Annotated in this window: 20 protein-coding genes; 15 read left to right on the top strand and 5 right to left on the bottom strand. The window is 42.2% G+C overall.

Translation table 11 applies throughout. The annotated features are described in order from the left end of the window. Window position 1: 1 nt before the first annotated feature. The 13 genes from AC0YNV_RS31920 (at window position 2) to AC0YNV_RS31860 (ending at window position 15,132) form a co-directional block, all read left to right on the top strand. Entirely contained in the window at window positions 2-1,414 is a 1,413-nt protein-coding gene (locus AC0YNV_RS31920; protein WP_475771640.1) for an ATPase, T2SS/T4P/T4SS family, read from the top strand. Further along, window positions 1,414-2,340 (top strand): type II secretion system F family protein, encoded by a 927-nt coding sequence (locus AC0YNV_RS31915; protein ID WP_475771639.1) that lies wholly within the window; start codon window positions 1,414-1,416, stop codon window positions 2,338-2,340. Before AC0YNV_RS31920 ends, AC0YNV_RS31915 begins: the two co-directional genes overlap by 1 nt. 18 nt (window positions 2,341-2,358) lie before the next feature. Beyond that, window positions 2,359-3,231 (top strand): hypothetical protein, encoded by an 873-nt coding sequence (locus tag AC0YNV_RS31910; protein ID WP_475771638.1) that lies wholly within the window; start codon window positions 2,359-2,361, stop codon window positions 3,229-3,231. Window positions 3,232-3,243: 12 nt separating this feature from the next. Continuing rightward, window positions 3,244-3,396 carry a hypothetical protein gene (locus AC0YNV_RS31905; protein ID WP_475771637.1) on the top strand — a complete coding sequence of 51 codons (153 nt, stop codon included), beginning with the start codon at window positions 3,244-3,246 and terminating at the stop codon, window positions 3,394-3,396. Between the two features lie 13 nt (window positions 3,397-3,409). Further along, window positions 3,410-3,598, top strand: a complete 189-nt coding sequence (locus AC0YNV_RS31900; RefSeq protein ID WP_475771636.1) for a hypothetical protein — start codon at window positions 3,410-3,412, stop codon at window positions 3,596-3,598. 225 nt (window positions 3,599-3,823) lie between these two features. Next, window positions 3,824-4,285, top strand: a complete 462-nt coding sequence (locus AC0YNV_RS31895; RefSeq protein ID WP_475771635.1) for a TadE/TadG family type IV pilus assembly protein — start codon at window positions 3,824-3,826, stop codon at window positions 4,283-4,285. Further along, window positions 4,282-4,905, top strand: coding sequence for a hypothetical protein (locus AC0YNV_RS31890; RefSeq protein ID WP_475771634.1), 624 nt, complete (start codon window positions 4,282-4,284; stop codon window positions 4,903-4,905). The genes AC0YNV_RS31895 and AC0YNV_RS31890 overlap by 4 nt, the downstream gene beginning before the upstream one ends. A 368-nt stretch (window positions 4,906-5,273) precedes the next feature. Further along, complete coding sequence (locus tag AC0YNV_RS31885) at window positions 5,274-6,392, top strand: S-layer homology domain-containing protein (protein WP_475771633.1); 1,119 nt, start codon at window positions 5,274-5,276, stop codon at window positions 6,390-6,392. 9 nt (window positions 6,393-6,401) lie between these two features. After that, entirely contained in the window at window positions 6,402-12,182 is a 5,781-nt protein-coding gene (locus tag AC0YNV_RS31880; protein ID WP_475771632.1) for a CARDB domain-containing protein, read from the top strand. 794 nt (window positions 12,183-12,976) lie between these two features. Continuing rightward, complete coding sequence (locus AC0YNV_RS31875; RefSeq protein WP_475771631.1) at window positions 12,977-13,693, top strand: hypothetical protein; 717 nt, start codon at window positions 12,977-12,979, stop codon at window positions 13,691-13,693. A 190-nt stretch (window positions 13,694-13,883) separates the two neighbouring features. Next, on the top strand, window positions 13,884-14,126 hold the full coding sequence (locus AC0YNV_RS31870; RefSeq protein WP_475771630.1) for a hypothetical protein: 243 nt from the start codon (window positions 13,884-13,886) through the stop codon (window positions 14,124-14,126). A 277-nt stretch (window positions 14,127-14,403) separates the two neighbouring features. Beyond that, complete coding sequence (locus AC0YNV_RS31865) at window positions 14,404-14,538, top strand: hypothetical protein (protein WP_475771629.1); 135 nt, start codon at window positions 14,404-14,406, stop codon at window positions 14,536-14,538. 63 nt (window positions 14,539-14,601) lie between these two features. After that, window positions 14,602-15,132 carry a DUF3841 domain-containing protein gene (locus tag AC0YNV_RS31860; protein WP_475771628.1) on the top strand — a complete coding sequence of 177 codons (531 nt, stop codon included), beginning with the start codon at window positions 14,602-14,604 and terminating at the stop codon, window positions 15,130-15,132. A 581-nt stretch (window positions 15,133-15,713) separates the two neighbouring features. On the opposite strand, the gene AC0YNV_RS31855 is transcribed toward AC0YNV_RS31860, so the two are convergent. From AC0YNV_RS31855 to AC0YNV_RS31845, 3 genes are all read right to left on the bottom strand, one after another. Continuing rightward, the gene (locus AC0YNV_RS31855) at window positions 15,714-16,376 is read right to left on the bottom strand and encodes a prepilin peptidase (RefSeq protein WP_475771627.1); all 663 of its coding nucleotides are present in this window, start codon (window positions 16,374-16,376) and stop codon (window positions 15,714-15,716) included. Window positions 16,377-17,123: 747 nt separating this feature from the next. Beyond that, window positions 17,124-18,374 carry a replication initiation protein gene (locus AC0YNV_RS31850; protein WP_475771626.1) on the bottom strand — a complete coding sequence of 417 codons (1,251 nt, stop codon included), beginning with the start codon at window positions 18,372-18,374 and terminating at the stop codon, window positions 17,124-17,126. 2,190 nt (window positions 18,375-20,564) lie between these two features. Next, on the bottom strand, window positions 20,565-20,753 hold the full coding sequence (locus AC0YNV_RS31845; protein WP_475771625.1) for a hypothetical protein: 189 nt from the start codon (window positions 20,751-20,753) through the stop codon (window positions 20,565-20,567). 309 nt (window positions 20,754-21,062) lie between these two features. Between AC0YNV_RS31845 and AC0YNV_RS31840 the strand changes: the two genes are divergently transcribed. Together AC0YNV_RS31840 and AC0YNV_RS31835 are read left to right on the top strand one after the other, a co-directional pair. Further along, window positions 21,063-21,410: a hypothetical protein gene (locus tag AC0YNV_RS31840; protein ID WP_475771624.1), complete on the top strand. Its 348-nt coding sequence runs from the start codon at window positions 21,063-21,065 to the stop codon at window positions 21,408-21,410. A 101-nt stretch (window positions 21,411-21,511) separates the two neighbouring features. Further along, window positions 21,512-21,808, top strand: a complete 297-nt coding sequence (locus tag AC0YNV_RS31835; protein WP_475771623.1) for a helix-turn-helix transcriptional regulator — start codon at window positions 21,512-21,514, stop codon at window positions 21,806-21,808. Between the two features lie 797 nt (window positions 21,809-22,605). Here the strand turns inward: AC0YNV_RS31835 and AC0YNV_RS31830 are convergent. Both AC0YNV_RS31830 and AC0YNV_RS31825 read right to left on the bottom strand, forming a co-directional pair. Further along, window positions 22,606-23,391: an IclR family transcriptional regulator gene (locus tag AC0YNV_RS31830; RefSeq protein WP_475771622.1), complete on the bottom strand. Its 786-nt coding sequence runs from the start codon at window positions 23,389-23,391 to the stop codon at window positions 22,606-22,608. A gap of 24 nt (window positions 23,392-23,415) precedes the next feature. Further along, window positions 23,416-24,207 (bottom strand): SDR family NAD(P)-dependent oxidoreductase, encoded by a 792-nt coding sequence (locus AC0YNV_RS31825; RefSeq protein WP_475771621.1) that lies wholly within the window; start codon window positions 24,205-24,207, stop codon window positions 23,416-23,418. Between the last annotated feature and the right edge of the window lie 190 nt (window positions 24,208-24,397).

Genomic DNA, 24,397 nt, shown 5'->3' with positions numbered 1-24,397 from the left:
AGTGATCGGTACTTTATCAGCTTCTTTGCCGACTCGAAAGCACCGCCCTAATTTTAGCATCGTTGAGCAGCTCCAGAAAGATAAGCAAGAAAAGAAAAAGGCGGGTGCAAACCGCGGGTATCAACACCGAACGCTCTATGAAGTTGTGAAAATCGTGCAGGATTTTTTGAAGAAGACCGACGGTACGGCGGAAGAACAAGACGAACATAAAGAAATGGTCCATCAGGCAGGTCTGGGCAACCCTCTCGCGCAAGAAAGGGTTAAGGCGCTCATAAAGCAGATTATCTACGACAACTTGCTCTATGCATCGATAGGTGAGCTCCAAGAACGAATGAGTCTGCCGGAAGCCGTTTTTGCCCTTACCGTCGGCGCTGGCTACGTCGAGGATTTATACAAAGGGAAGGACATTGAGGAAGTACAGGTGAACGGAACAGAAATTTACATCATGAAGGATGGAGTCTCGGTAAAATTCCCAAGGGTTTTCGACCATATCGAACAGGTCATTCGCCTGCAAGAAAGACTTGCTCTTTATGGACGCGCCCGTATTAACGAGCAACATCCAATTTGTCATACCTACATGTATAACAAAGCGCGTCTTACCATGACGCAAGCGCCGTACTCAGCCTTCCCGACAATTGCAATCCGGAATTTTATATTAAAGGATCCGGACTTGCACATCACTCTCATGGATCGTGGGACATTGAATAAACCGATGGCCAGGTTTCTCAGTCTGCTCGTGAAATATCATGCTTCAATAATTGTGGCAGGTGGAACGAAGACCGGAAAAACGACAACTCTATATGCACTGGCGAAGGAAATTCCTGTTTTGGAACGCGTACTTTCCCTCGAAACTGAAATGGAAATGCGGTTAGATGAACGCCTTCCTGGTCGAAATATCGTTCCATTTCAGGCTGTACCCGAACTTGGAATTTCCATGGAAGATGCCTTTAAGCCTCTGCTTCGTGAGAGTCCGGATCGAATCATCATCGGAGAGATTCGTGGCGCGGAAGCCTCTCAAGCTGTACAGGCAGCGCTTCGTGGACACGATACAATGGTTTCGCTCCATTCAAAGTACCGCAGCATGATCATTACCGACATCATGGATATGGTGAAGCAAGATGGCCGTTCACATGATGACAATTTGCTAAAGAACAGGATTGGGCGTGCATTCAATATTGTTGTTTATCAACGTTTTATAAGGGTGCATGATTACAAAAATCTCCGGGTCATGACAGAAATCACTGAAATTGTACCGACCCAAAGTGGTGAAATTGAAATGCGGATAATCTTTGTTTGGAATATGGAGAAAAAAGATTGGGAGAGAACGGAGAATAAAGTTAGCGACGAACTCATTGAGCACATGATCAGTTATGGCGCCACACCCGAAGAATTCATAGAGATAGGTGTCTACTAATGCTAATTATCGAACTTGCATTTCTCTGCGTCTTCATAATCGGCATGGTACTAATCGTTGAACCGGTAGTTGGCCGTCTCTTGGTAGGATTTACGGTCCTGAGACGAAATCGATTCTACGACAAACGAAAAAATAATGGACGGCTGGAGACCGTTGAAATAAAGTCTGTCTTTGATCATCCGCTTGTCAAAAAACTGGATGAGTACATGAGTATTGCTGAAATCAAAACGCCGGCAAAGTACCTGTTCTTGTTGTGCTTCGTGGTCTTGCTTGCGTTGTTCATCATAAGCAATAAGGTCATGCCAGCGCCTTTATTTAATTTCATTATAGGCGTTTTGTTCGGTACGATCCCGCTTCTATGGGTTTGGTCCAGGCACCAGAAAAAAACTTTAGCAATGGCGAAGGTCATGATTCCGACTGTACAAAACTTCATTGGATTTTTTACCGAAGCAGAAAATCTCGAAAGTGCGATTTACAAATCATCGAGAAGCATAGAGCCGGAGATCGCAAACGAATGGAACAGGTTGATCATGGATTTTCAGACGGGAGAAAAGCCTGAAAAAGCACTCATCCAATTTGCCAATCGCGTAGGGAATGATTGGGCGCATTATTTTGCGGATATCCTCATCACGCATATCGATACTGGAGTAAATATTACATCTTCATTATTTAAGCTAATCGGTGAAATGCAAAATTCCGAGTACAACGAGGAAAAAAGGATTACGTTACTTACTACTTACAAATATGGAACATTCATTATGGTTGGCTTATCGGTATTCGTGGTGTACTTTAACATCAAAATGGATCCCGAAAATTACAATTTTTACTTTCGTACGGCTACCGGTGTCCGCATTGTAACATTGTCAGTAATAGTGCTCTTTGTATCATTCATCGGCGCGATGCACATGGGCAGGAAAAAATTATAGGGAGGAGGAGAGGAGGTCTTGATTACTTGGATCATTCTTATCGCATTTACGCTAGGCATGGGGTTCATTGTAATGCCGTTCACCTTATCCGTAAAGTTTAAGAAGAGACTCCGCATCCCATCGACCAGAACGAAGAGGAAGCAGCTTCTTCAAGACATGTACCACGCTGCAGTAATCAGAGAGGATCGGAGAAAGTCGAATTACAAAGTCGCCAGAAGATTGAAAACAGCCGGGCATCCATACGGCATGCATGTGTTTCATTACTACATGCTCCGCCTGCTACTACCGCTGATTGCATGTATCCTGACGATTTTCCTTTTTGTGTTACGTAGCAGTGTGAATGGATATTCAGCACCATTTCCCTTTTTACCATTCATAGTGATCGTTCTAATTGCTTATGCTACTCCTCCGACAATGCTTTTTGTTCTCGCTCGAAACCGACGAGAAGTGCTTGCAGAAGAGATTGTTAAGTTCTCACATCGGCTTATCGTTTGTGTTACAGATAAAATTCCCTTGTACTACGCCATACGTAGAGCAGGGAGGACGTCTAAAGTTTTGAAGCCGTACGTGGACGATTTACTTATCGACTGGATGGATAATCCAAGAGCAGCAATCAATTACTTCGGGGAACAGATCGGAATCAATGAGGTGCTTCCTTTAACCAATACACTGCTTGCAAGTTGGAACGCACCGCAAGACAAGATCATTGATCTGTTCCATCAGCAAATACGTAACATTGACACGATGAGAGACTTTCAAGTGAAAAAGAAGATTGAGGCTTCTCCGCTTCGTGTCACATTCGTAATTATGATACCTTTCGCGGTTGTCGGCGCCTTGTGCTTGCTGCCCTGGTATATAAGTTTCCAAACGGTGATCAAACAAGTATTTTGAAGGGGGGATCGAATGCTAGATAAAATAATCGGAGGAATTATTGTAACAATCATTCTGATTGGTTTAACTTTTTGGGTTTTTAATAACCCCAATGGCATTGGTGATGGGTTAGACCAGGGCAGCAATAATGTTAAGACGAAAATAATTCAAGCGACACAAGACTAAGGAGGAGTATCAAATGATTGACAAAGTTATCGGAACATTGATCATCGTAGTTATCGGAATTGGACTAATTTTCTGGGCTTACAATAACCCGAATGGTCTTGGTGATGCTGCAGACAACGGGGCAACTAAAGTACATTCCAAAGTGGGATCTTTTGATTATAGTGGGTCGACGGCGCCGGGCGCCGGCCACGTGTCTCCTTAATAATGGATAAATTAGTATTGATCATCATAACCGCGATCATCGTTATTGGTCTTTGTAGCTGGCTATTTCTAAGCCCGAACGGGTTGAATAAAACCGTATCATACGGCTATGACAACCTGAAAGCAGACGTTCGTTCGTACGGCTACAAACCCGGTCCGTGAGCAAGGAGGGGGAGGGCAGAAATCTTCCCCTTTAGTAAATCTGGAAAGTAGAGTGGTTAAAAAAATGTTAGTTAGACGGTTACTGAAACCATTGAATAACCAAAAAGGAGTTTCGAACTTAATTGTCCTTCTTATTGTGCTGCCAATCTTCTTTGCTGTAACCGTCATGATCGTAACGATGTTCTTATTTTTAATGCGTCAGGCTAAACTCGATGATATTAAGGATCGTGCGCTTCAAATGGTTGAGACTTCAGGGTATCTCACACCAGAAATTGAGGACGATATTCGAACGAAAATGGAATCTTTAGGCTACCCAGCCGTTTCAAAGGGAGGCATAATCTATCCATCCTTTACTGGGAGCACAATAACAAAGGTTGGGAAGTTTGAACCAGACCCAACAGTAAAGCTAATTGTTCAGTATCCCGCATCGGATTTAGCAAAGATAATGATCTTTTTCGGAGTATCGTCTACCGAGGATCCAGGTTATTTCTATCTTGAAGCCTACGGAAGAAGTGAAGAAAAATGAAAAAATTGAACATCCTTGGTAATGAACGAGGAGGTGTTGAGGTTATGATATTCTCCATTAGTGGATTGCTTTTTACTATTCTCGTAATGATCATCTGCCTTGACTATTTAATCCTATATAACACTCAAAATAAGCTAAAGAACGACCTGAATACCGCGGTCCATGCAAGCTCGTTGTCAATTGACGAAGCGCAGCTCGCAAAGGGCTATTTCAAACTCGATACGACAACTCCAGGAACTCGGGTACAAGATATGTTCTTTCAATATCTCCGGCTTAATATGAAACTCGACGACAATAATGTAGCCCTACCTGGCAGTAAGATCAAGCCTGGTACCGGAGTAAACGTTGATGAACTTCTATATATCGATTACGAAACGGGAACGATCACTAATCTTAATACAAAGCCAACGACTTGTACATACAACAACATATCATCTATTGTCTCGTGTTCCGTTACTTTGAATCCGGCAACCCAGACACAGATAACTCGCACCATAGATCAGTTGGTTATTGGCCCATCGCTAGTTGCGATTATTGACACGTCACATGAGGGCATCGGTTCGATTTCCAATGAGCCGCTCTTAATACCCGCTTTACAGGAAGTATATTTTGCAAAGTAATATAGTAAGAGAAATTAGAAGAACCCTTCAAGGATCAATTCAGATATTCTATATTTCTTCATTAATACCGATATAACTATAAATAATCAAATCGCTAGGGAGGATGAAAATAAATAAAGAAAAATATGATTTCGACGATCGTTGCACCTACAGCTCTACTCTAATCTATTGCTTTGGTACAAGATAGGGCAACAGCAAAACCATTGCCTAAAATCGTCAGCTCGGACATGTCTATTGCAGTTCTCATTGGGGGCTGAAAGTAAAGATTTTTATGCAGCTGAGAAGAAAAGAAGAAATATCTATATGCGCTGAGGGGAATTTATTTCAATACCCAAATGATGAAATAAAAAAATAGGGGAGAGATAATTATGTTAAAACGATTGAGTTTCTTGATAGTGGCTGTATCTGTGTTATTTGCCCAGGTGTCATATGCCGCGGCGGGATCCACAAAAGGATTTAAGGATGTAAAACCGTCTGATTGGTATTATTCTTCTGTTCAAAAGCTAGTAAACAAAGGTGTAATCAATGGATTTACCGATGGTACATTCAAACCTAATCAAACAGTGACACGATCGGAGCTCATAAAAATGACAGCGACAGCGCTTAGTTTGCCTGTAGCTGATCTCAAACAAGGGCAGCCCTGGTATACCCCTTACGTGAATGTTTCAAAAGATGCCGGCATTTATACCACCAAGGATTTCTTAACCGGTTGGGATAAAGCCATTACGCGGCTGGAGACCGCTCGATTCGCTGTCCGGGCGGTAGACAAGGCTTTCAAAAATTCGGACGATAAGCAGCTTATGTATGAGGCAACCAAACGCGGAATCATAAACGGCGTGGCTAATGGGGAACTGGGTAAGGATCAGTCTTCTACTCGCGCCCAGGCTGCCGTCATTATTGATCGTATGCTGCAGCTGCTTGATGGAAAAAAACTTTCGGTGGATAAACGTGCTGCGTCCTTTGCCGAGGTAGAACTACGCGGGACGAACATGGAAACGATGTGGGGCGGCAAAATGAATGCTTTGCCTGATAAACATGATTTATCAGCTTCAGTCAAGGGAACGTTTGAGCAAGTATTAATCATTGATATGGACGACAAGAATAGTCCATATAGAAGTTGGGCGAATGGAGCTATCAAAGTAGATGGCAAGGATTGGAAGGGCGACTATTTGGTTGCATTTAAAATAACTATGGAAAATACAAAGATTATCCCTAAAACTGTGCTCTACTTTGATGATCTCGTTGCTAGTACATTCCTAACAAGAACAGTTATCCCGAAGGAATCTGGTCTTACTACCACTATTAGTAATGTAATGCCTTTGCATATGGATAAAATGAATAAAGTTTCTACTTGGTTCTTAGCCACAATAAATAAGAATGAGATCAAAGATATAAAATCGCATAATGAGCTGTTTTGGTATTTCCAATGGCTCGGAAGTACAGCTTACTTCACATTGTCAAAGGACGGAAAAATATTCTATCAATAGGGGGAAGTAATGAAACGTCTTCTTTCAATTATACTGCTGATTTCAATTGGGCTTACGTTTATTCCGGTCGTATCTTTTGCAGCTGATCAAACGTTAGAGCCAGTTATAATAAAATCATCAAACATAACAGGGTATCAAAAGTATTCTAATACCTTATTGCGAGACATTTCAGTCCCAGTTCCACAGTTTTCTGGTTATGAAGTAAAATCATATAAACTAACCAAAAACGGTATACCAAAAGGAGAACTGGAACCTTATGATCCGATAACAAAAAAAATAAACATCCATGGTTTAAATGGAGATATCGTCCAATTAACGGGTCAAGCTCCTTCTAGAATGTATCATGCAATCTGGCGAACAAGCTCAGGAAAGGCATGGAGAACAAGCTTGCCAGAATTGGGTACATATCAATTCACTGCTGACTCGTCAACAATTTCAGGGGGCGTATCTAACTATCCAGGGCTTTTCCCTGCGAGAGATGACAATGGTGCAGCAATACCTGAACCACTGCGATATCCGGATGGATCCGCAGCTTCTTGGTCTGATGCAATAGCATCACCTTCGATTTTCAAAACAGCGTCAAATGTAGAAGTCGCTAAATCATTAGTCGAAGCAAGCTCTATTACAATTACCTCAGCCACTCCTAACCAAAGAGGTATGGTTATAGATTACTTCGGTAAAGGAAAAGATGGTTTCGGATATTTAAAAGTCCATAAGTCAATGAACAGCACATACAACACAGAAGGAATTGATTATCGTGTTGATGACAGCCTTGGTTATCCAGTTCAAGGCAGAACCTATCTCTTGGATTCCGAAACAACTTGGTCTGCAAAAACCTATGTTCTTGATTTTGAAATGGAGGTTGCCTACAAGAGTACGGCGATACCAACACTACCCGATCTTATTGCCGATGATATTCAACCAGTCGGTACAATTGATGTAAATAAGACAACAACCTTTCGCGCTCTGTTTCATAACGAAGGGCCAGCAATTAATACCTCTTACAATCTAAAAGTTATAGATGAGTCAGGCAATCAAATTCAATTAAGTCCGAGGACAAGTACACCCAAAGACAGCGACACACTAGAACTATTATTCACATGGAAATTTACGAATACCATTCAGAAAACCTTCAGGTTTACCGTAGATAGTGCCGATTCGATAAGAGAAGAACGCGAAGATAACAATCAAGTCTCCCGTTCCTTTAAGCCCGGAGATGCACCACCTCCTCCGGAAAAGGACTTCACCGGTGATTTCGATGTAAACCCGACGACGATCTCCTACCGAGACAGTTTCACGCTTCATCCCAGGGATTTTGAAATGCAAGGTTGTACCTATATCTCGCATTCGTTCAAAATCGAACGCGGTCTGACCTGGATCGGTCCGGATGTAGTCGGCCAAACGAAAGATTCCACGTATACACGCAACACCTACCCTTCGATCATCGGAGTAGGAACGCATGATGTATACATGAAGATTTCGACCAGCTGCGGTGAAAAGTGGGTCGGTCCAAAACCGCTCATCGTCACCGGCCCTGGAGATAATCATCCACCGGAATTCCAAATCGCATTTGTTAATCCAGCGCGGCCAACAGTACCCGTTCATGAAGCGCTCGAAGGTGATGTACTGGATTTGGTAGTTATCCAGGATCCTTCCGTTCCAACTCCGAACGATCCGGATGGCGATTCTCTGTACTTCGATGAATTTCACTTCAACGCCAGTGATTCGTTATGGATACAGTCATTACCAAGTAAATACACCCCTGTTCCGTGGGGGATGTATAGAATCACGATGGATACAGGCGGCTATCATAAAATAAGCGCTCAGATCCATGACGAATTTGGTTTAACAGCCCAAGCCACAACATACATCACCGTCAGAGCGAAGAATGCCGTTCCCGTTATCAAGTGTCCGCAAACGGTGATTGAAAACCACCTCATCCCAAGCTCGGCCTTTGATGCAAGCGGAAGCTACAGCCCGATTGCAGGCAGAGGCATCAACCATAGTCGAGATGAATGGACAAACAGAAAAAGCAGTTATACAAACGGCACCGACCATAATATAACGGTTCAGGTTTCGCTTGATGTTTACGATACGTATGGATTGAAATCATTAAACACTGCCAGTTGCGATATTATCGTTAAGCCTGACTTACCACCAATCGCGAAGCTCGACGTTCCCCCACTCGGCATACGAAACGAGCCCTCTGTGATTCTCAACAAATCATATAGTCCCGATGGTGATGAAATCGTTACAGCAGATTATCAATACAAATACGATACAGCGAATAACGGATTTGCAGACGATTTATGGCAACCCCTAACCGGTAATTTAGAAAAAGTCATCATCAATCCGGATAAAGTAGGCAAGTACCTCTTCTACGTCAAAGTGACAGAGGAATTTGGTCAGTCGGGCAACACATCTGCAGCCGCTGAACAAACATTGACGTTGGATGTGGTCAATAATGCACCGGAAGTCTCATTTGAAGTAGAAGGAAAAAATCCGCAGCCGGATTTGGATCCCTCCACCACCATTCGTCCGGAAGTGATGATCAACTGGCCGGTCTACATCACCAACGATACAAAGGAGGTGTACAACAAGAATTACTTGTGGCAAGCAGTGGGCGGCAGCCTTGTGAGTGGAGAAGGCCGAAACTTTGGCACCTCACGGACCTACGCATACACGGAGACCAGTAACTTCAATACGTTCCTCAAAACATTTGATATGAACAATAATGGATTTGGGAATAATCGTCTTTCACCCTGGCGAGCTGCAACCCGTTTTAATGCCGGTATGACGGACCTTTTAATTAACAAAGACGGGACACATGTCCAGTTCGATCATGGGACATCCCAAATCAGGTCAAACAAAAAATATCTTTATTTTGATGAAAAGCAGTACTTGAATGGAAAAGTCATCACGACACTCTATGCGTTGGATCCTAAAAGGGTATCTCCGCAAGAACAGTATATGGACAGCGGCAATTTCAATTTGCTTTACCGTTACACCAATGGTTCCCCTTACGTTTTTACGAAGACCTTGCCGGGAACCTATACAATAGACAAATGGGAATTGGCCGATCAGTATATTTACATCCAGAATAACGATACATTTACTGTGCTGGATGCAAGAACAGGTGCAGAAGTGGCAACGAGGAATGCAGCCGATATGGGACTGAGTAATACGGTCAACGGGGTCAGCAACTGGACCATAAGCCATGCCAACGGAAACAAAGTTATGGTTCGCCGGGACAATAATAGTAATCAAAATACAACGTGGACTACCCAATGGAGAGAAGTTGGCCCGGATCTATCGGTTGCTGAAAAACCGGACTGGCTGATACCGGCTTCGCGCTCTTCCCTTCAAGGGTTAAACATGGTGTACAAAGTATTATTGCCGATCTATACCGATCCGGCAGGTGCCATATATACGTATCAAGGCTATGCCTCAACGGGCCCCAGTAATACTTATTTCCGCGACATGAGCGTCACAAAGTACAATCCGGATATGAGCTTAGCCTGGAGACAATACTTGACGGCTGCAGGAGAGCCCGGCTATACCGGCCAAGATATCAATGGAGGCGGCAGCAGTATCACGCGCTATAGCGGATTTGCCATGAACCCCTTCAATAATGAAATAACCGCGAGCAATTACGAATATCCCAATACGTACTTCACCGTCTTGAATGCAAGTGACGGCACGCCAAAAAGTCGAATGGCTCAGAACGGCATGACAATACCGACCTACCGATTTGGAACGGATGGCGATACCCCCTACACCATGGATTGGAACGGGAACTATATAGCAGGTGCCAATAAATCCATGACTGCAGACGGGTATACAACCGATTTTGAGATCAATAAAGGGATGGGCACTTGCGGCGCCAATGCCGTCAACATTTACGATCAAAACGGCGCACTGATTGCCCAAAACGTTTCAGGGTGTAACTGGGGTAATGGCGGTCAGATCATGGGGGAATATTTTGGAGATGGAGCCTTCTTCTATGTTCAATATGAATCCGCCAGAGATCAACCCTCGTTAGGCGTTGCGATAGGCACACCTACCTCCACGCCGCTTGTTAAGAAGACGTTTACGAACGGTCAATATGTATCGGACCTCACACTCATCGATGTAGAGATGAAGTTCAGCTTCCGGATGGAGGATATCGACTATGACCGGGAGATGGCGGGCTTCTCCTTCCGCATGCAGGATACGCGCAACCGATACGCGGTGGAAACCGATGGCCACGTGTTCAATCTGGTGAAATATGTGAACGGCTCACCAACCGTGCTGAAAGCAGGTTCGTATCCGTTTGAATCAAACGAAAGCTATGCGGTAAAGATCAAGACGGTCGGGAATCAGATCGATGTGTTCCTCAATAATATCCCGATTCTGACGGCATCAGATGGCAGCTATACACAAGGGCGTTTTGGCTATTTCAGCGACAAATCCTATGTCGTGTTCAGTGCTTTCACCTATAAATCAGTACAGAATAAAATTGAATGGTCAGATAGCTACGCGATTTGGGATGCAGGTACAGCCACGGCGGAGATTAACTACAAGAATATTTCGTTTCTCGATCCCGAGGGGGATCATCAGGCCGGGGATTATCAGTGGAGCATTCAGCATACGCCGCGCTTCATCAATAACCAGGGCGTGTCGGCCATGAACGACAGAACATTCAACTCCGAGCAGCTGACCTTTGATAAAGTTGGGGATTATATCGTCACATTGCAGGCAAAGGATGATCCAAACCCAAGCTATCCCTATCCGGATATGACCTTTGACGAGTACCGAAAAAACTCAAATCCCTTTGCGAAACGAGTCACCGTGCATCGGCGGCCAATCTCGCAGTTCACCGTTACTCCAGGTGGGGATGGGAAACTCATTTGGACCGATAGCAGTTACGATCCGGACAGGTATGTCAGTCCTGACAATTACTCGACTGAACCATCGACAATCGATTACCGCGTTACCCGCGGCGTTATCGAGAAGAAGTTTTATTATCAAACTCCATCGGGAGTCATTGTGTATGAGAAGCTTGTCACGCCGCAAGAACGCGGATTGTATGAAATCGGTATGGCCGTAAAAGATGAGTACGGCGCATGGTCAGAGTATACGGTTGTATCCTTGGATATATCCGTTATTCCAAGACCGAATACACCGCCCGTTCCTGGCTTCACAACTAGCTATGTAAGCACGTTCCGAACCGTTCCCATTGTCATTGACTCCACGGCTTATGACGCCGAAGACGGCGCTCGGGAGAATCTGCCGCATGAGTACTATATCCGCAATGTAACAACCGGAGACGGCGAAACGCTGCAGAGCACGTCCCGAACATCCTGGAGCAAGGCATTCAGCTCATTGGGCACTTTCAATATCCGCCAAGTGGTTCAGGACACTGCAGGGGCAGAAGCGCAGTTCAGTAACCAGGTAAATATATACAACCGTTTACCGGTTGCACAGATAAGTATTCCGGAAAGCACGGATCAGAATAACCCTACCAAATTAAAAGAGTTCAGACCGCCTTTTCAGTGGTCGTACTATGATGAGGATGCAGACGTACAAACACGGTATCAACTTCAGATTTTTAAATATGGTGGTGAACTGTATCGGGATACCGATATCAAGCCGGGTAATGTGCTTTCATGGCGGCCAACCACTGATTTGCCGGAGCATGTAAACATGTACGTAAAAGTTCGTGCATTTGATGGTTATGATTGGGGGAATTGGAGTGATCCCAAATACTTCTATATTGAAAGTGCGACTTGTTCCGCTATAACCGCCTAACAGCGGGAAGTGCGGGGTTTATTAAAATCTAACTTTGTAACTGAGGATTGGAATGACGGAACCATGTATCCTGAAACAATCCCGTTAATACTCCTGCATGCGTCATATGGGCAAACATAAGGTGTATGGAGCCAGGTGAAGTCGGCTGAATGGAGGCTGGAGCCACTCTTTTCGAGAAGGTATGCCAATAGATAGGTCGGACGGCTGAAAAATCAACTATGGTGAGAATGTCCACAGGACTGACGAACTGCTGAATGTACGGGTCTAAATATAGAGCATATGGAAACATATGATCCAACGAATGTTGGAGTGGATGGCGAAGAGTACGAGTTTTCAATAGGAAAATCGCTATGCTGAACAATGGCAGCATCAAGTCCACAGGCTTAGTGGCAGCACCTAAAGTTGATACGGATAGCTAAGTTACAAGGAACAAGGAAAGCAAGGGACGTCGATACATGGATTGCCATCCTAGACGGTTGCTATAAGGCAAGATGCCGAAGTGCATTTATCTTTGTGAGAGTAGGGGCATGACCGACGAAGCATCTGTAATAGGTGCAGAGGAACAGCCCCAAGTCTTCTTAATTAAATTCGATATTCCAAAGGTGTATTGCACCAATGAGGTAGGAAAGTGGGGAATTCTCCCGAAATGGGGGGATACCATAGTGCAAACCTTACGTTATTGGGACTATTACAGTTTATGAGTAACTTGGAACTTATCGTGATTCGACATTAAGAAGATGGAACGCCGTGTGCGCGGAAACGTGCTCGCACGGTGTGGAAGAGGGGAAAAGGCGGTGATTACCTCAAAACCTTACCTATTCTTATCCAATCGTCCTCCAGTCTCAGACTTTGTTTGTGAACCAAATCCTGCCTATGAGGGTGACAATGTTATCTGTAAAAACCTCTCTACCGATCCTGATGGAGATGTAATGATATATCATTGGACGGTGAATGGGCCGAATGGATATATGGCTACCTATACCACAACTGATATTACAATACTTGGGTCTGTAACGGAGAATCACATAGGAGACTACACGGTAACATTAAAAGCGACCGATTCAAAAGGAGAGCCAAATTTAACTAACACGCAAAAGATCGTTCAGATTCTACCTCTTATGGTAAAAGGCTTTGTTACTCATACGGCAGCCTGGGAAAAGAATCGCATTGAATGGAACTTGGACAATCCATTGACTCCAAGAAGTGCAAATACGTACTGGGCCGGTGAAGAATTTCTTCTAAACGCGGTCACAACTGATACGGGAAATTCAACGACAAAGGCGATTGTAGTTCATGTCACGATGGGAGGCATTACAACTGATCTGACAAGTACAAACAGTATTTATTGGTCAGGTAGCTTATGGGAAGATAATTTCGACAATCTTTTTGATGGACCATACACATTTACTTTCACTACCGATTACTCGAATGGGGTTAGGAAAGTAGACAATGTGACAGTTAATATTAAAGGAAGTATTTGGGATGTAACAAAAACACATAGGCTAGAATAAACGAAAACGCTCCCCTAAAAGGTAAAGGGGGAGCGTTTTATTAGTTTAACTCGAACATACGGGCTGGAATTTCTGATTAAAAGTGTTTTGTTCATTCAATACGTATGATGGGAACGGCATTCAGAACGCGACATACCGGGTGTGGCGACATTAAAGGTTCGCTATATTCGAGGATAAGAGCTGATCGCCTGTGAAGACGACATGGGCAAAGCGATGTCGTCAATCTGAGGACATCACCGGGAAAACCAAGCTGAACATTAATAGCTATGATATCTTTGGGAATATAGCCGCGCAGCAACAGGTCTTTAATATTTGCGAACGAGATGGTATGATCCCAGTAATGGATGGTTTACAGGTAGAGGATGTGATTAAGGGACAGATTAAAAACCCACTGATGTTGAATTTATATACATATGTGGCGAATAATCCATAAGGTTTAAGGATCCGACTGGTCATTTTTTTGACAACATTGCAGATAATGGATTCACAGCGTATGGCACGTATCAGCAGCTTATTAGAAATCCCAGTTGGGCAAATGCGGGACCATTTAGAGCTTAACGTTTTTTGTACCTTTTGTAACAGGACGGGTACCACTGCACGATTGCATGCGAATCAAGTAATAAAGGATACTAGCAAAAGTATAAAACGTACTAGTGCTAATTAAAGCGAGGGTTTAATTATTACATAAAAGTTTATTTAAGGAGAAAAACATGAGAACAGAAGATCAAATTAAAGCGAAATTGATTCAGTTAAAGTCTTTGAGTAAAAATGTTGAAATCGAAAAGCAAATTGAAATACTGGAATGGGTATTGAATGAGCCAACAGAAAAATATCATGATAATTGACGATAGATGATTCTTAAAATGCCTTGAACATAAATAATACTTCTAAGTGGAGTGGATAATCGTTTGACTGCATTTTGGACATTGCAAAAAGAAGTTGTATGGGATCGTGCCAAAGAGTCGGGATACTTAGAGGGGAATCCTCATCACGCAATGTATCCAGAAGAGTATCAATGGATGATGAATCAGATGGACAAGAGGCTACCTAATTACAACGTTGAACATCCTATTTGGTTATGGATTAAAAAGCCAGACATGCGCTTTACAGGTCATTTTGAGAGTTATACAAGGTGTGTCAGATTAACTTTGGTATTGGATGATGAAGATGTATTGGTATCTGATTTTGATGATTGGCATAGTGTTCTTAATCATTCATTCTTGGGGAATGATGAACAGGAATGGGAAAACTTTTATGCTGGTATTTTGCAGATAACCAAAGAAGATAGTTGGCAACGCATCTTTGATTGGAATAAAACACGGGATCCAGAGTGGGATGGCAGTGGCGAACAAAAATTGCAAGGGGTAACTGGAGGAATCGATTTAAGGCAGGTAAAAAAAGTTGAATATTTCGTGACACGCAGACATGCAAACATTTAATATTGGCTTTCTATGAAATTAAAAATGCCGACACTAATTGAGTATCAGCACAGAGCCTACTATTTCCGATAGATAAGCGTCCTTTATACTTCCATTATTACCGCTGTTTGGTTCTAATATACGAAAATGATTCTGCATAATACTTGTAGAGTAAAAAATCTATTAGGAACTAGGTGATATAATGTCTGTCATTGAACACGCAATTTTAACATGTGAGTTTTCTTCTAAATGGTTTATTAATGAAGAACATCTAGAAGATTGCCTAAATAAAACCTTGTTAGAGTGTTTAAATTATTTAGGTCTAGATGGATGGGAATATGCAGGTCGTCTAGGAGATCAGCGATATGTGTTATTAAGACGCTAATTTAATATAGTCATACGCTCTATTTTAAATTAAGCCTAATTCAATATTATGATTGGGCTAATTGTTTTACCAATATTTTTCTCTCTTCATAGGTACTTGTTCACTGTTCCATAATGGACTGATAAGAAGAGCATTTTTAAATCCTGATGATTCGGAGGTAGCAAACAGTGAGAAGTAGAAGGCCTTTGACGATGTTCTATGTAACGCCATTAAGAAATCAAAGAATCAAATTTCTTATTAACCAACTTTCAAAGTCATTTCCCCAGAGGTAGCAAATAAGCGATGCACCAGCGATGAAAGGACCAACTGGGATTAGCATGTTCTTCTGTGAGCGTCCAGTAATCACGATGATGATGCCAGTTATCATACCTGCCAAACAGAAGAGCACGAATGAGAGTAGTGAAAGTTTGACCCCAAGGACGAGACCTGTTAAGCCAAGAAGTTTTATGTCTCCACCACCTACTGAATCACTTTTTGAAGAGAGCTGCATGATTAAACCAATGGCATAGAAGATCCCGGCGCCGAACAATGCGGCTGAGACATAGTTCAGGAAGGGAAGGGGGTGAATCCATGAGCGAAGTACAGCAGCGAGCAAAATGCCGGGCAAAGTTATGAAATCTGGAATGACCTTGTAACGGAAATCGAGAAAGCAAATCGTTATTAGGGCTACTGCGAAAGGTAAGGAAATAAACCATTCTGTTGAGTAATCCACAAAAAGTACGCTTAATGCAAGGACTGCGGCTGTCGAAATACGCAACATCATCGAGGAGAACTGGGGACTTTCAGAAAGTAGGACAAATCGTGTTAACAGAAGATTCATATATCCTCCAATCCAAAAACCCAACGCGGCAGCTATTAATATGTAAATGAAATGATGCATCTAAAACACTCCTCATTAATTTGTCCGCTCTGGTCTTTCGGTACAACAATATAGACGATACCACTTGATTTTCTGTTTGAGCGAGCTACAAGTAAATTTCAAGTAAGGGGAAGCATGAGTATTTACGCAATGAAGCCCAGGGCTCGTTAAACATGCATTCCCGCTGACTCGGAGCTGAAGAATGTAATAAAAGAAAGTATATTCATTAACGATACTCCCATATTACTATATTGATATAGTGCAATTTTAGCAATCTTTTGTTTTAATTCTTGTCATTCAAAACAATCGGAAATAATGGTTTACTCATTTCGTTCTGATGAGATTTCGTATTCAGGAAAATTTACAATATAAAGTACATATGGAATGATGAGAACGGAAGGGGTTAAGCAGCCAAAACGACAGAATTTGGTGTAAGTGAATATGGCAAGATACATCCATATCGATTCTACCGAAGATATGAAGCTGCAGATGTGGGAAGCAGGGGGGCTATCTTTCCAAAGGTTTTGAATTTGTTGAATGGGGGACGGCATAATTTCGATTCCATTTCAAAATAAGCATCGGCACGATGGCTCACACGATAATTACCGGCGCCGCTAGCAGTTTTCTATGCCTCTATGACCATCCTAGTCATAATGCTGATGTTACTCCTTGCGATCAGGCTTCTTATCAGCAGGCAGAGACGGTCATATCTCACATTGTCCATTTGCATGGCCGTCCCTTTAGTGGGGCAACTCATATTCCTTGGGATTATGGTCTTATCAAACCTGGCTCAGTATCGTTTACATAATAGGCGAGTGCCTGCTTTGCATAATGATGATACAGGTCTTCTTCCTCTATAGGTTTTAAATTCAGTAACTGGCGTTCATTTGAACAGTTCAACAGATCTGCAATAATTGCTTTCATCATGTTTGCATATCCTTCGGACTGTTCATAAACATTATCTTTAATGCATTGTTCATGGAAAAAGATGACTCTGCTTATACGTTGATTTAGTTCAGTAAGAGAAGTCTTTCTGTTTTCAGGATCTTCTGGTGTAAAAAGGATGCCGCAATCAGCGTAATTATCTTCAATGGCTTTGATAATATAGCCGGAGGCATTCGTGACTTCCTGGTTTTTCATTCGTTCAAATACATAACGAATGTTCTCACGTATCCGATGTTCACCATGGGTTTTAACAAGGCTCTTTGCTTGACGCTGATTCATATCGAAACGGCTCAGTAACTCGTAAATCGGTTGATTATCTATATATTCAGCATCATTCAGGTTTTCGCGGATTTCCTTGGCATTACGTAAAATATGAAATACAATACTTACTACTCGCTGACCGTTTTTGATTTCTTCAATTTCAAATCTGATATCAGTTTTTTCAGCTAATTCATCCTGTGCGGTCAGAAGGACACGGCTCTTAAGGTGGGAATAACGTTCATAAAGGCCGGGCTCAATCTCGAGTTTCTGTTTTAACTCATCTATGGTCTTGAACTTTCGTTTACCAAGGTGGAGATATTGTTTTAGAAGCATATATAATTTAAGTGAATGATTGCTCCTTAAATAAAGGACATTCCATAGTTTAAACTTTGTAAAATTCTGTTTGAGCTGAAGAAGGTAGGGCTGTAATTGAGAAGAGAATTCAAGCTCGATGATCCCTTTACCGTGATAGTATCTTGCAGACGCAAGCCAGTTGGTTTCCAAGGTTGAATTCATTTGGGGCTCATCGATGATGACTTCTTTACTACGTAATTGAGTAATAATTTCACGAACGCGTTTATAAAAGTTTCTATCATTGAGATCAAGTTTCTCAGCGATTTCTCTGACCTTAAAGAAGTGTGTTTTAAAGTTTTTATCTTCTGGATGTATCCTTGAAGCCAATATGTAAATGAGCCTTCGCTCGTAAAGGGTGAGGTTGGTTTTTGCCTCGATGAGCGCATTTGACTCAGTAACGATATAGTGTTGTGATATCGGATCTGGTTCAAAATTCAACTCCAGTTGTTCTTCGCTCATCGGGTCACCTTCATTCTTTGTTTTTATAATAACTTACTAGAATCATAACGAATATTAGTAGGAAGTTCTACTCATATTTGTGTGGCCGGTTAAATAGGATCTGAAAACGCTTTTATTTCATCCAAATGACAAAATAAGGCTTGCGAAAGATTGCGTACAGAGCATAAATATAGCCCATTTAACTGCGGCCACGTAAAACAGGTGGTTTTGCGTCTATTTGGTTCCGGCCACACGAAGCAGAATGATACAGTTGAGCTATTTGTAACATGTCTACATTTCAAGATCTTTTGTTTTTTTGAACCGGCCACACGGAGCAGACAATTTGAGACTGAAAATGCATCAATGGATGAAAATCTGAGATTTATATGACTAAGTAGAGGCCACATGAAGCAGACAATTTGGAAGGAGATGAAGTTAAACCAAGCTCCGTAAGTGATTACGGGCAAGAATGAGTTTATTCAAACCGGCCACGTCGAGCAGACACTATGTGAGCTATTATGGGTAGCGGCCACACGGAGCAGAATGTTTTTCTTGATAGTAGCCAAATAAAGCAAATTTTCATTGCCTAAATGTACTGATTTCTAGTGATGGAGCGTAATAATATTAGGTTGTAGTTCTATTTACTCAGATGTAAACATTTGCGGACAGTTCAGATCGTAGTGCGGATTTGCTTGCTTTGAGGGTAAGTTTTGACCGGCCACATGTAGCAGACAATTTCATATAATGCGATCCGGACGATTCGTAACATTCCTTAGTAATTCCTCATATTGTCTGCTTGGTGTGGCCGGTTATAAATAACTGCTCGGTTCACATCACCACGGGTAAGGAAAATCCAGAGCTACGTAGGAAGAATGGTAGATCTTAAACTTCGTTGATATTGTTCATACCAAAGATTTGTGATAATGAAAATCTGAAATTGTCGTGGGGGATTACATGAGAGGTTTTTCTGTATAAGCATACTCACATTTGTGTGGCCGGTTTAATTGAAACTCTTTTTATACACGGTATCATATGAAAAGCTTTATCATAATATAAATAGAGATAGAGTGTTTAACTGTGGAAAGCTATGGATGTTTAAGACCATATATTATATTATTTTTTATATTACTTGTTTTTTTATTTGTTTACCTGTTTAGAAGAGAGATAATCATAGAGTATTAAAGGATAAATTATGCCTATGGGCCACAGGAAGCAGACCTAAGTGTCACATGTAGCAGACCAATCGGCCACACTTAAATGTTGTTAGCAGACACTTGAAACAGACTCGGTGGCCACGTTGAGCAGAATCTGGAGGCCACAGTTATGTGAGTTGCCTTCTATATCGTATTATAAAGCTCCCGTAACTCTTCAGTTAATGTGGATAACCCAGGAATTTATCTGGTTTGTGTGGCCTCTATCCAATAAACCAGCCAGTCAGTATGTACAGATGCCTGGTTTGTTTGTACCTAGAAGGTTAAATCGATAAATGAGCCGTTCTCTTATTATATATTAATTAAAATACTCCGTGTTTACGGCTTAAGGATTCTGGTTCGTGTGGCCGGTAGGAGAACAACCTACTCCTAGCTTTAGTTTTCGCCATTAAATCACTGTGGATAACAGAAGTATGACTCCGAGATTTTTACAGTCTCTCCAAACATTTTTTCGTTATAGGTTTAAATGGTCTGGTTTGTGTGGCCGGTAATTAGCTTTCTTGGAGAGGCTTTCCGACAGCTTTCATAGCTGGAGTGGTGTTGTGAATATATCAAAGTTATTGTCTGGTTCGTGTGGCCGGGAGCTCCCTGACCTTGTCTGTAGCATATTTTTGGTTGCGATGAGTGCAAATAGATCCATAGGACATGTATATACAAATTTCCGCTTTATCTGACATTACCGTACTCCTTGAAAGTCCCTTTAATTATTTAGAGTTAGTAATCTGGAGGAATGGATGAGCTGGGAGTAAGAGCAGAAACTCAGAAGCTGAAATTATTTTTGAAATTTGGGTAGTTCGTCGAGAAAACCATTCTACAGTTTTGTCCCAAGCATCCATGCTCTGTGTGACTCTTACCGCTGATAATAGAACTCCAGAGACTACTCCCTGGAGTTTTTGATTTGTATTCCATTAGAATTACCACCTCTGTTATTTGCATATCGATAGCATTGTATATAAATGCAGGGTAGAGGTCAGTTAGCGGAATCCAAGGTATGATCGTTTCAAGCACTAGCCTCCGGATATTCTAATTTTAGTGCCGCGACCGAATCGAATAATGCCGTTTCGAAAACAAACCTGGCAGGCGCTTTGTCCGTACGGTTCTTAATGATGTGACCGTAAAACATACCGTTTTTAGTGAATACAAACATTGTTTTATCGCGCTCATTCAATAATGGAAATTTTTCAACCATTAACAAATCACCTCTTGTGATCGTATATTCGACATTTAAAAACAATATTCCTTCAATGAATGATTTCAGCTATTACTTCTTGAGAACCGCTTAAACTATCTTAGCAGTGAAGTCACATGAAGAGCATATGGTTGAGGAAGTCCCAGAAGTGATTTAAGGCTCAAAAGTAGAGGAAGGCGATCAATGGATTCCAGGGCTCCTTTTATAATCAATCAGACGCCTTGAAAACAATGCTTAAATGCCCTTTAAAAATGATACCTATTATTAGGGCAGATATCTTTGCTTAACATCAGGCAGATTCCGGAAATAATGGAAGAAGCGATGCATACGCTGTGTTATCGTGATTTACAAATAGATAACCAGGTTATGGATATGGGGGAGGTGCTGCTTCGTGGCGAACAACCGATTCATTACCCGTTTACCTCAGAAAAAGATGTCATACATGCCGTTCGAATGGGCAAAGAGGATGACGCGGTCCAACTGATCGGCCGTTTTATGCATGATCTGCAAATTCATGCCGACAATGAGCTGCAGGTCAAGCAAGGGATGCAGCTACTGCTGGGTAATATTCAATATGCGATGCTCCAATCGGATTTTAAACTGCACCAGTTGTCGAAAGGAATCTCTTCGACCAGCTTTACCGAATTCGGGAATTAAATGAAATTCCTAAGTGGTTTCGGAATAAGGTTATTCACCCCTATGTGGAGATCTTGTCAGAGACTTACGATATCCAACTTAAGCAGTTTGTGGAGAGTGTTATGGATACTATGCGGGAGCACTATATGCACAATATTTTATTGGAATGGTGCGCAGAACTGCACAAGACTTATCCGCAAAAAGTAAGCATGGCTTTTAAGAATATTACCGGCATTAATTTTATCGATCATTTAACGCGCCTTCGTCTTGACCAAGCGAAAAGTATGCTGATCGAAACGGATATCAGGATTAATGACATTGCAAGTCGGATAGGTTACCAGCCCTCCTACTTCAACCGTATTTTCAAAAAACACGAGGGAATGACTCCAGGAGAATACAGGGAAAAAGGCGGAAGATGAATGAAGTTTGCCCGCATCCGCTACTGCCTTCTCATGACAGCTTTTACCGATGCAGCCGTTGTACTGGTTTAATATTGACAGATCGATATAATGAGCAATGATACCTTTTCTAGGACGAATAGTATCACAATTGACGGCGGCATAACTGATGATGTAGTGGACAAGATCATAGGTATTTAAGGTCGCGAAAATCGCGGTTTTTTTATTTTAAGAATACAAGTTCTTGTCCAAACCGAAGGACAAGTCCCGGCTTGTCTTTGACTGGTAGTCACATTAAGCTATGCACTTCGTGCTATCATTTCCCGTAAAGTGTGATTTGCCATTGTACGCGCTTTCATTTGTTTCTCAAAAAGCATCGACAATAACAGGTACAACGAAATAAGCGCCGACTTTGAAAAGTCGAGCAGAATGGAGCAGGGAATTAGTGAAACTCGGGATCTACTTATTCCATTTAAGAATCTATTCAAAAACAAGGACGCCCGGCGTAAAGCAAGAGTCTCAGTTACTGGGACTCAGAGTGTCGAGAAACCCGCGTTTTTAACGACGGGTTTCTTTTTTAAAGGGAGTATAGATGTTTGAAACAGGGCGGATAACTTGGCCACTTACAGTTGTTCTTGTAGCAAATGGAACGAATTGAATGACGTATTATACCAAAGGCACCAGCCTAAAGACGGTAGATACGGAAATCCGACCAGAAGGTCACGGTGCAATCATCGATTTTACCTCACAATGGGAATTCCCTGTTAAAGCTATCGTTCATGTGTGGCAATGATCTTGACTGAGAAATTGTATCGTTATCATGACTTGTTACTCGTCGTTTTAGTTTTATAGCCGAGGTCGCGGGAAATGCGCTCAGCTGTATGCTTGACTTCTTCACCTATAACCATGAATTTCACAGCCGGTAAGTCCTTGCTTAAAGCAGTGATACTGAGTGAAGCAATAATATTGCCGGTATAATTGCGGATCGGTGCGCCGATGCATCGCACACCCTCCTCAAATTCTTCATCTTCAATTGCGAACCCATTTTCCCTCACAAATTGGACTTCCTCCAAAAATTTCTCAATCCAACGAATACTTTTGACAGTGGAAGTTTCCATGTCGTCAGGTAACAGTAACCTAATTTCTTCATCGGATAAACCTGCAGCCAAGGCCTTACCTACGCTTGATTGGTGTAACGGCTGGCTTTGGCCAATAGCAGTTGCGAACCTGACGAAACCATTGCCCTCCACTTTATCACAATACACCGGCTTATCCCCAATTAGCACTGCTAAATGACATGTATACGGCTTCTCATGAACTAAGCACTGCAGGTGTGGGCGAGCAATTTGGACCATATCCATGGAATCAATGTATCGATTTCCCCAATGAAGGACACCGGGACCGAGACGGTACTTCCCTTCCGGTGTTTTGCGAACAATTTCGTGCTGCTCCAGAGTGTTAAGAATGACAAAAGTAGTCGTCTTGGGAAATTTCAAATGCGAATGTAATTCACTAATTGCGAGTTCATTAGCGGCCAACACATTAAGAATTGCAATGGCTTTCTCTAAAGCTGGAACCGAATAATCTTTCGTGCCTTGCGCCATCCCCAAACCTCCATATAGTTAAGATTAGAATTCACCTGCATTTGCAAGATGTCCACCATCTACGACTAGTGTTATTCCAGTAATATAGGACGCCTCGTCAGAAGCTAGGAACAGAAATGCATTTGCGGTTTCCTCAATGGTACCTAGGCGACGCATGGGGGTACGATTGGTCAACGCTAGAGATTGAGCTTCCTTTTTCTTCAATTCCCGATCAAGCGGTGTATCGATAAATCCGGGTGCTACTGCGTTGACGCGTATTCCGTATGTTGCCAAGTCGACGGCCATAGATTGCGTCAATAAATTCACGCCGCCTTTGGACGCATTGTAGTGGGCAAGCATAGAGCTTCCAGCGAGTCCATTTTTGGATGCCATGTTGACAATAGAGCCTTGGATGTTTTGATCAATCATTCGTATACAAATCCTCTGACTGAGCAGGAACATCGCATGTAGATTGACATCCATGATATGCTGCCAGCGATCAAAGGGAATTTCCGTAAAAGTCTCCCGCGTGGCAATTCCGGCATTATTGACTAAAATATCTAATCCTTTGAAACGAGTCCAGCTCAACTCCACTGCTTGTTCGATCTGGTCGGGATCGGACAGATCGCAAATAACTGAATCTACTTCTGGCGGTTGCGCCAGTAAACTTTCGCTTGCCACCTCTCGAAGCTGTTGAACGGCTTCAATCAGTTCTGCTTTGCGAATATCCAGAACCATTACGCTGGCTCCTTCACGAAGAAATCGGGAAGCCACTCCCAAGCCAATACCCCGGGCTCCGCCGGTAATTAAGGCTCTTTTACCTCTAAGTCTCGTCATACCGTTCCTCCATTAATACAATTTAGCTCTCTAATGATTTCGGCATATAGAGTCTCTGGATATTCATTATACGGAACGGTAATCAGAAATATGACATAGCAATGATGGAATAAATCCATTTCAAACTCAATAGGATGAATTGTAATCTAAATACCGAAATTTATTAACTTTTTAGTTATACATCCCAATA

Source organism: Paenibacillus sp. JT31N11, assembly GCF_056269285.1.
Note: the sequence above shows the minus strand (reverse complement) of the source record. Positions and strands in the feature narration are given on the sequence as shown.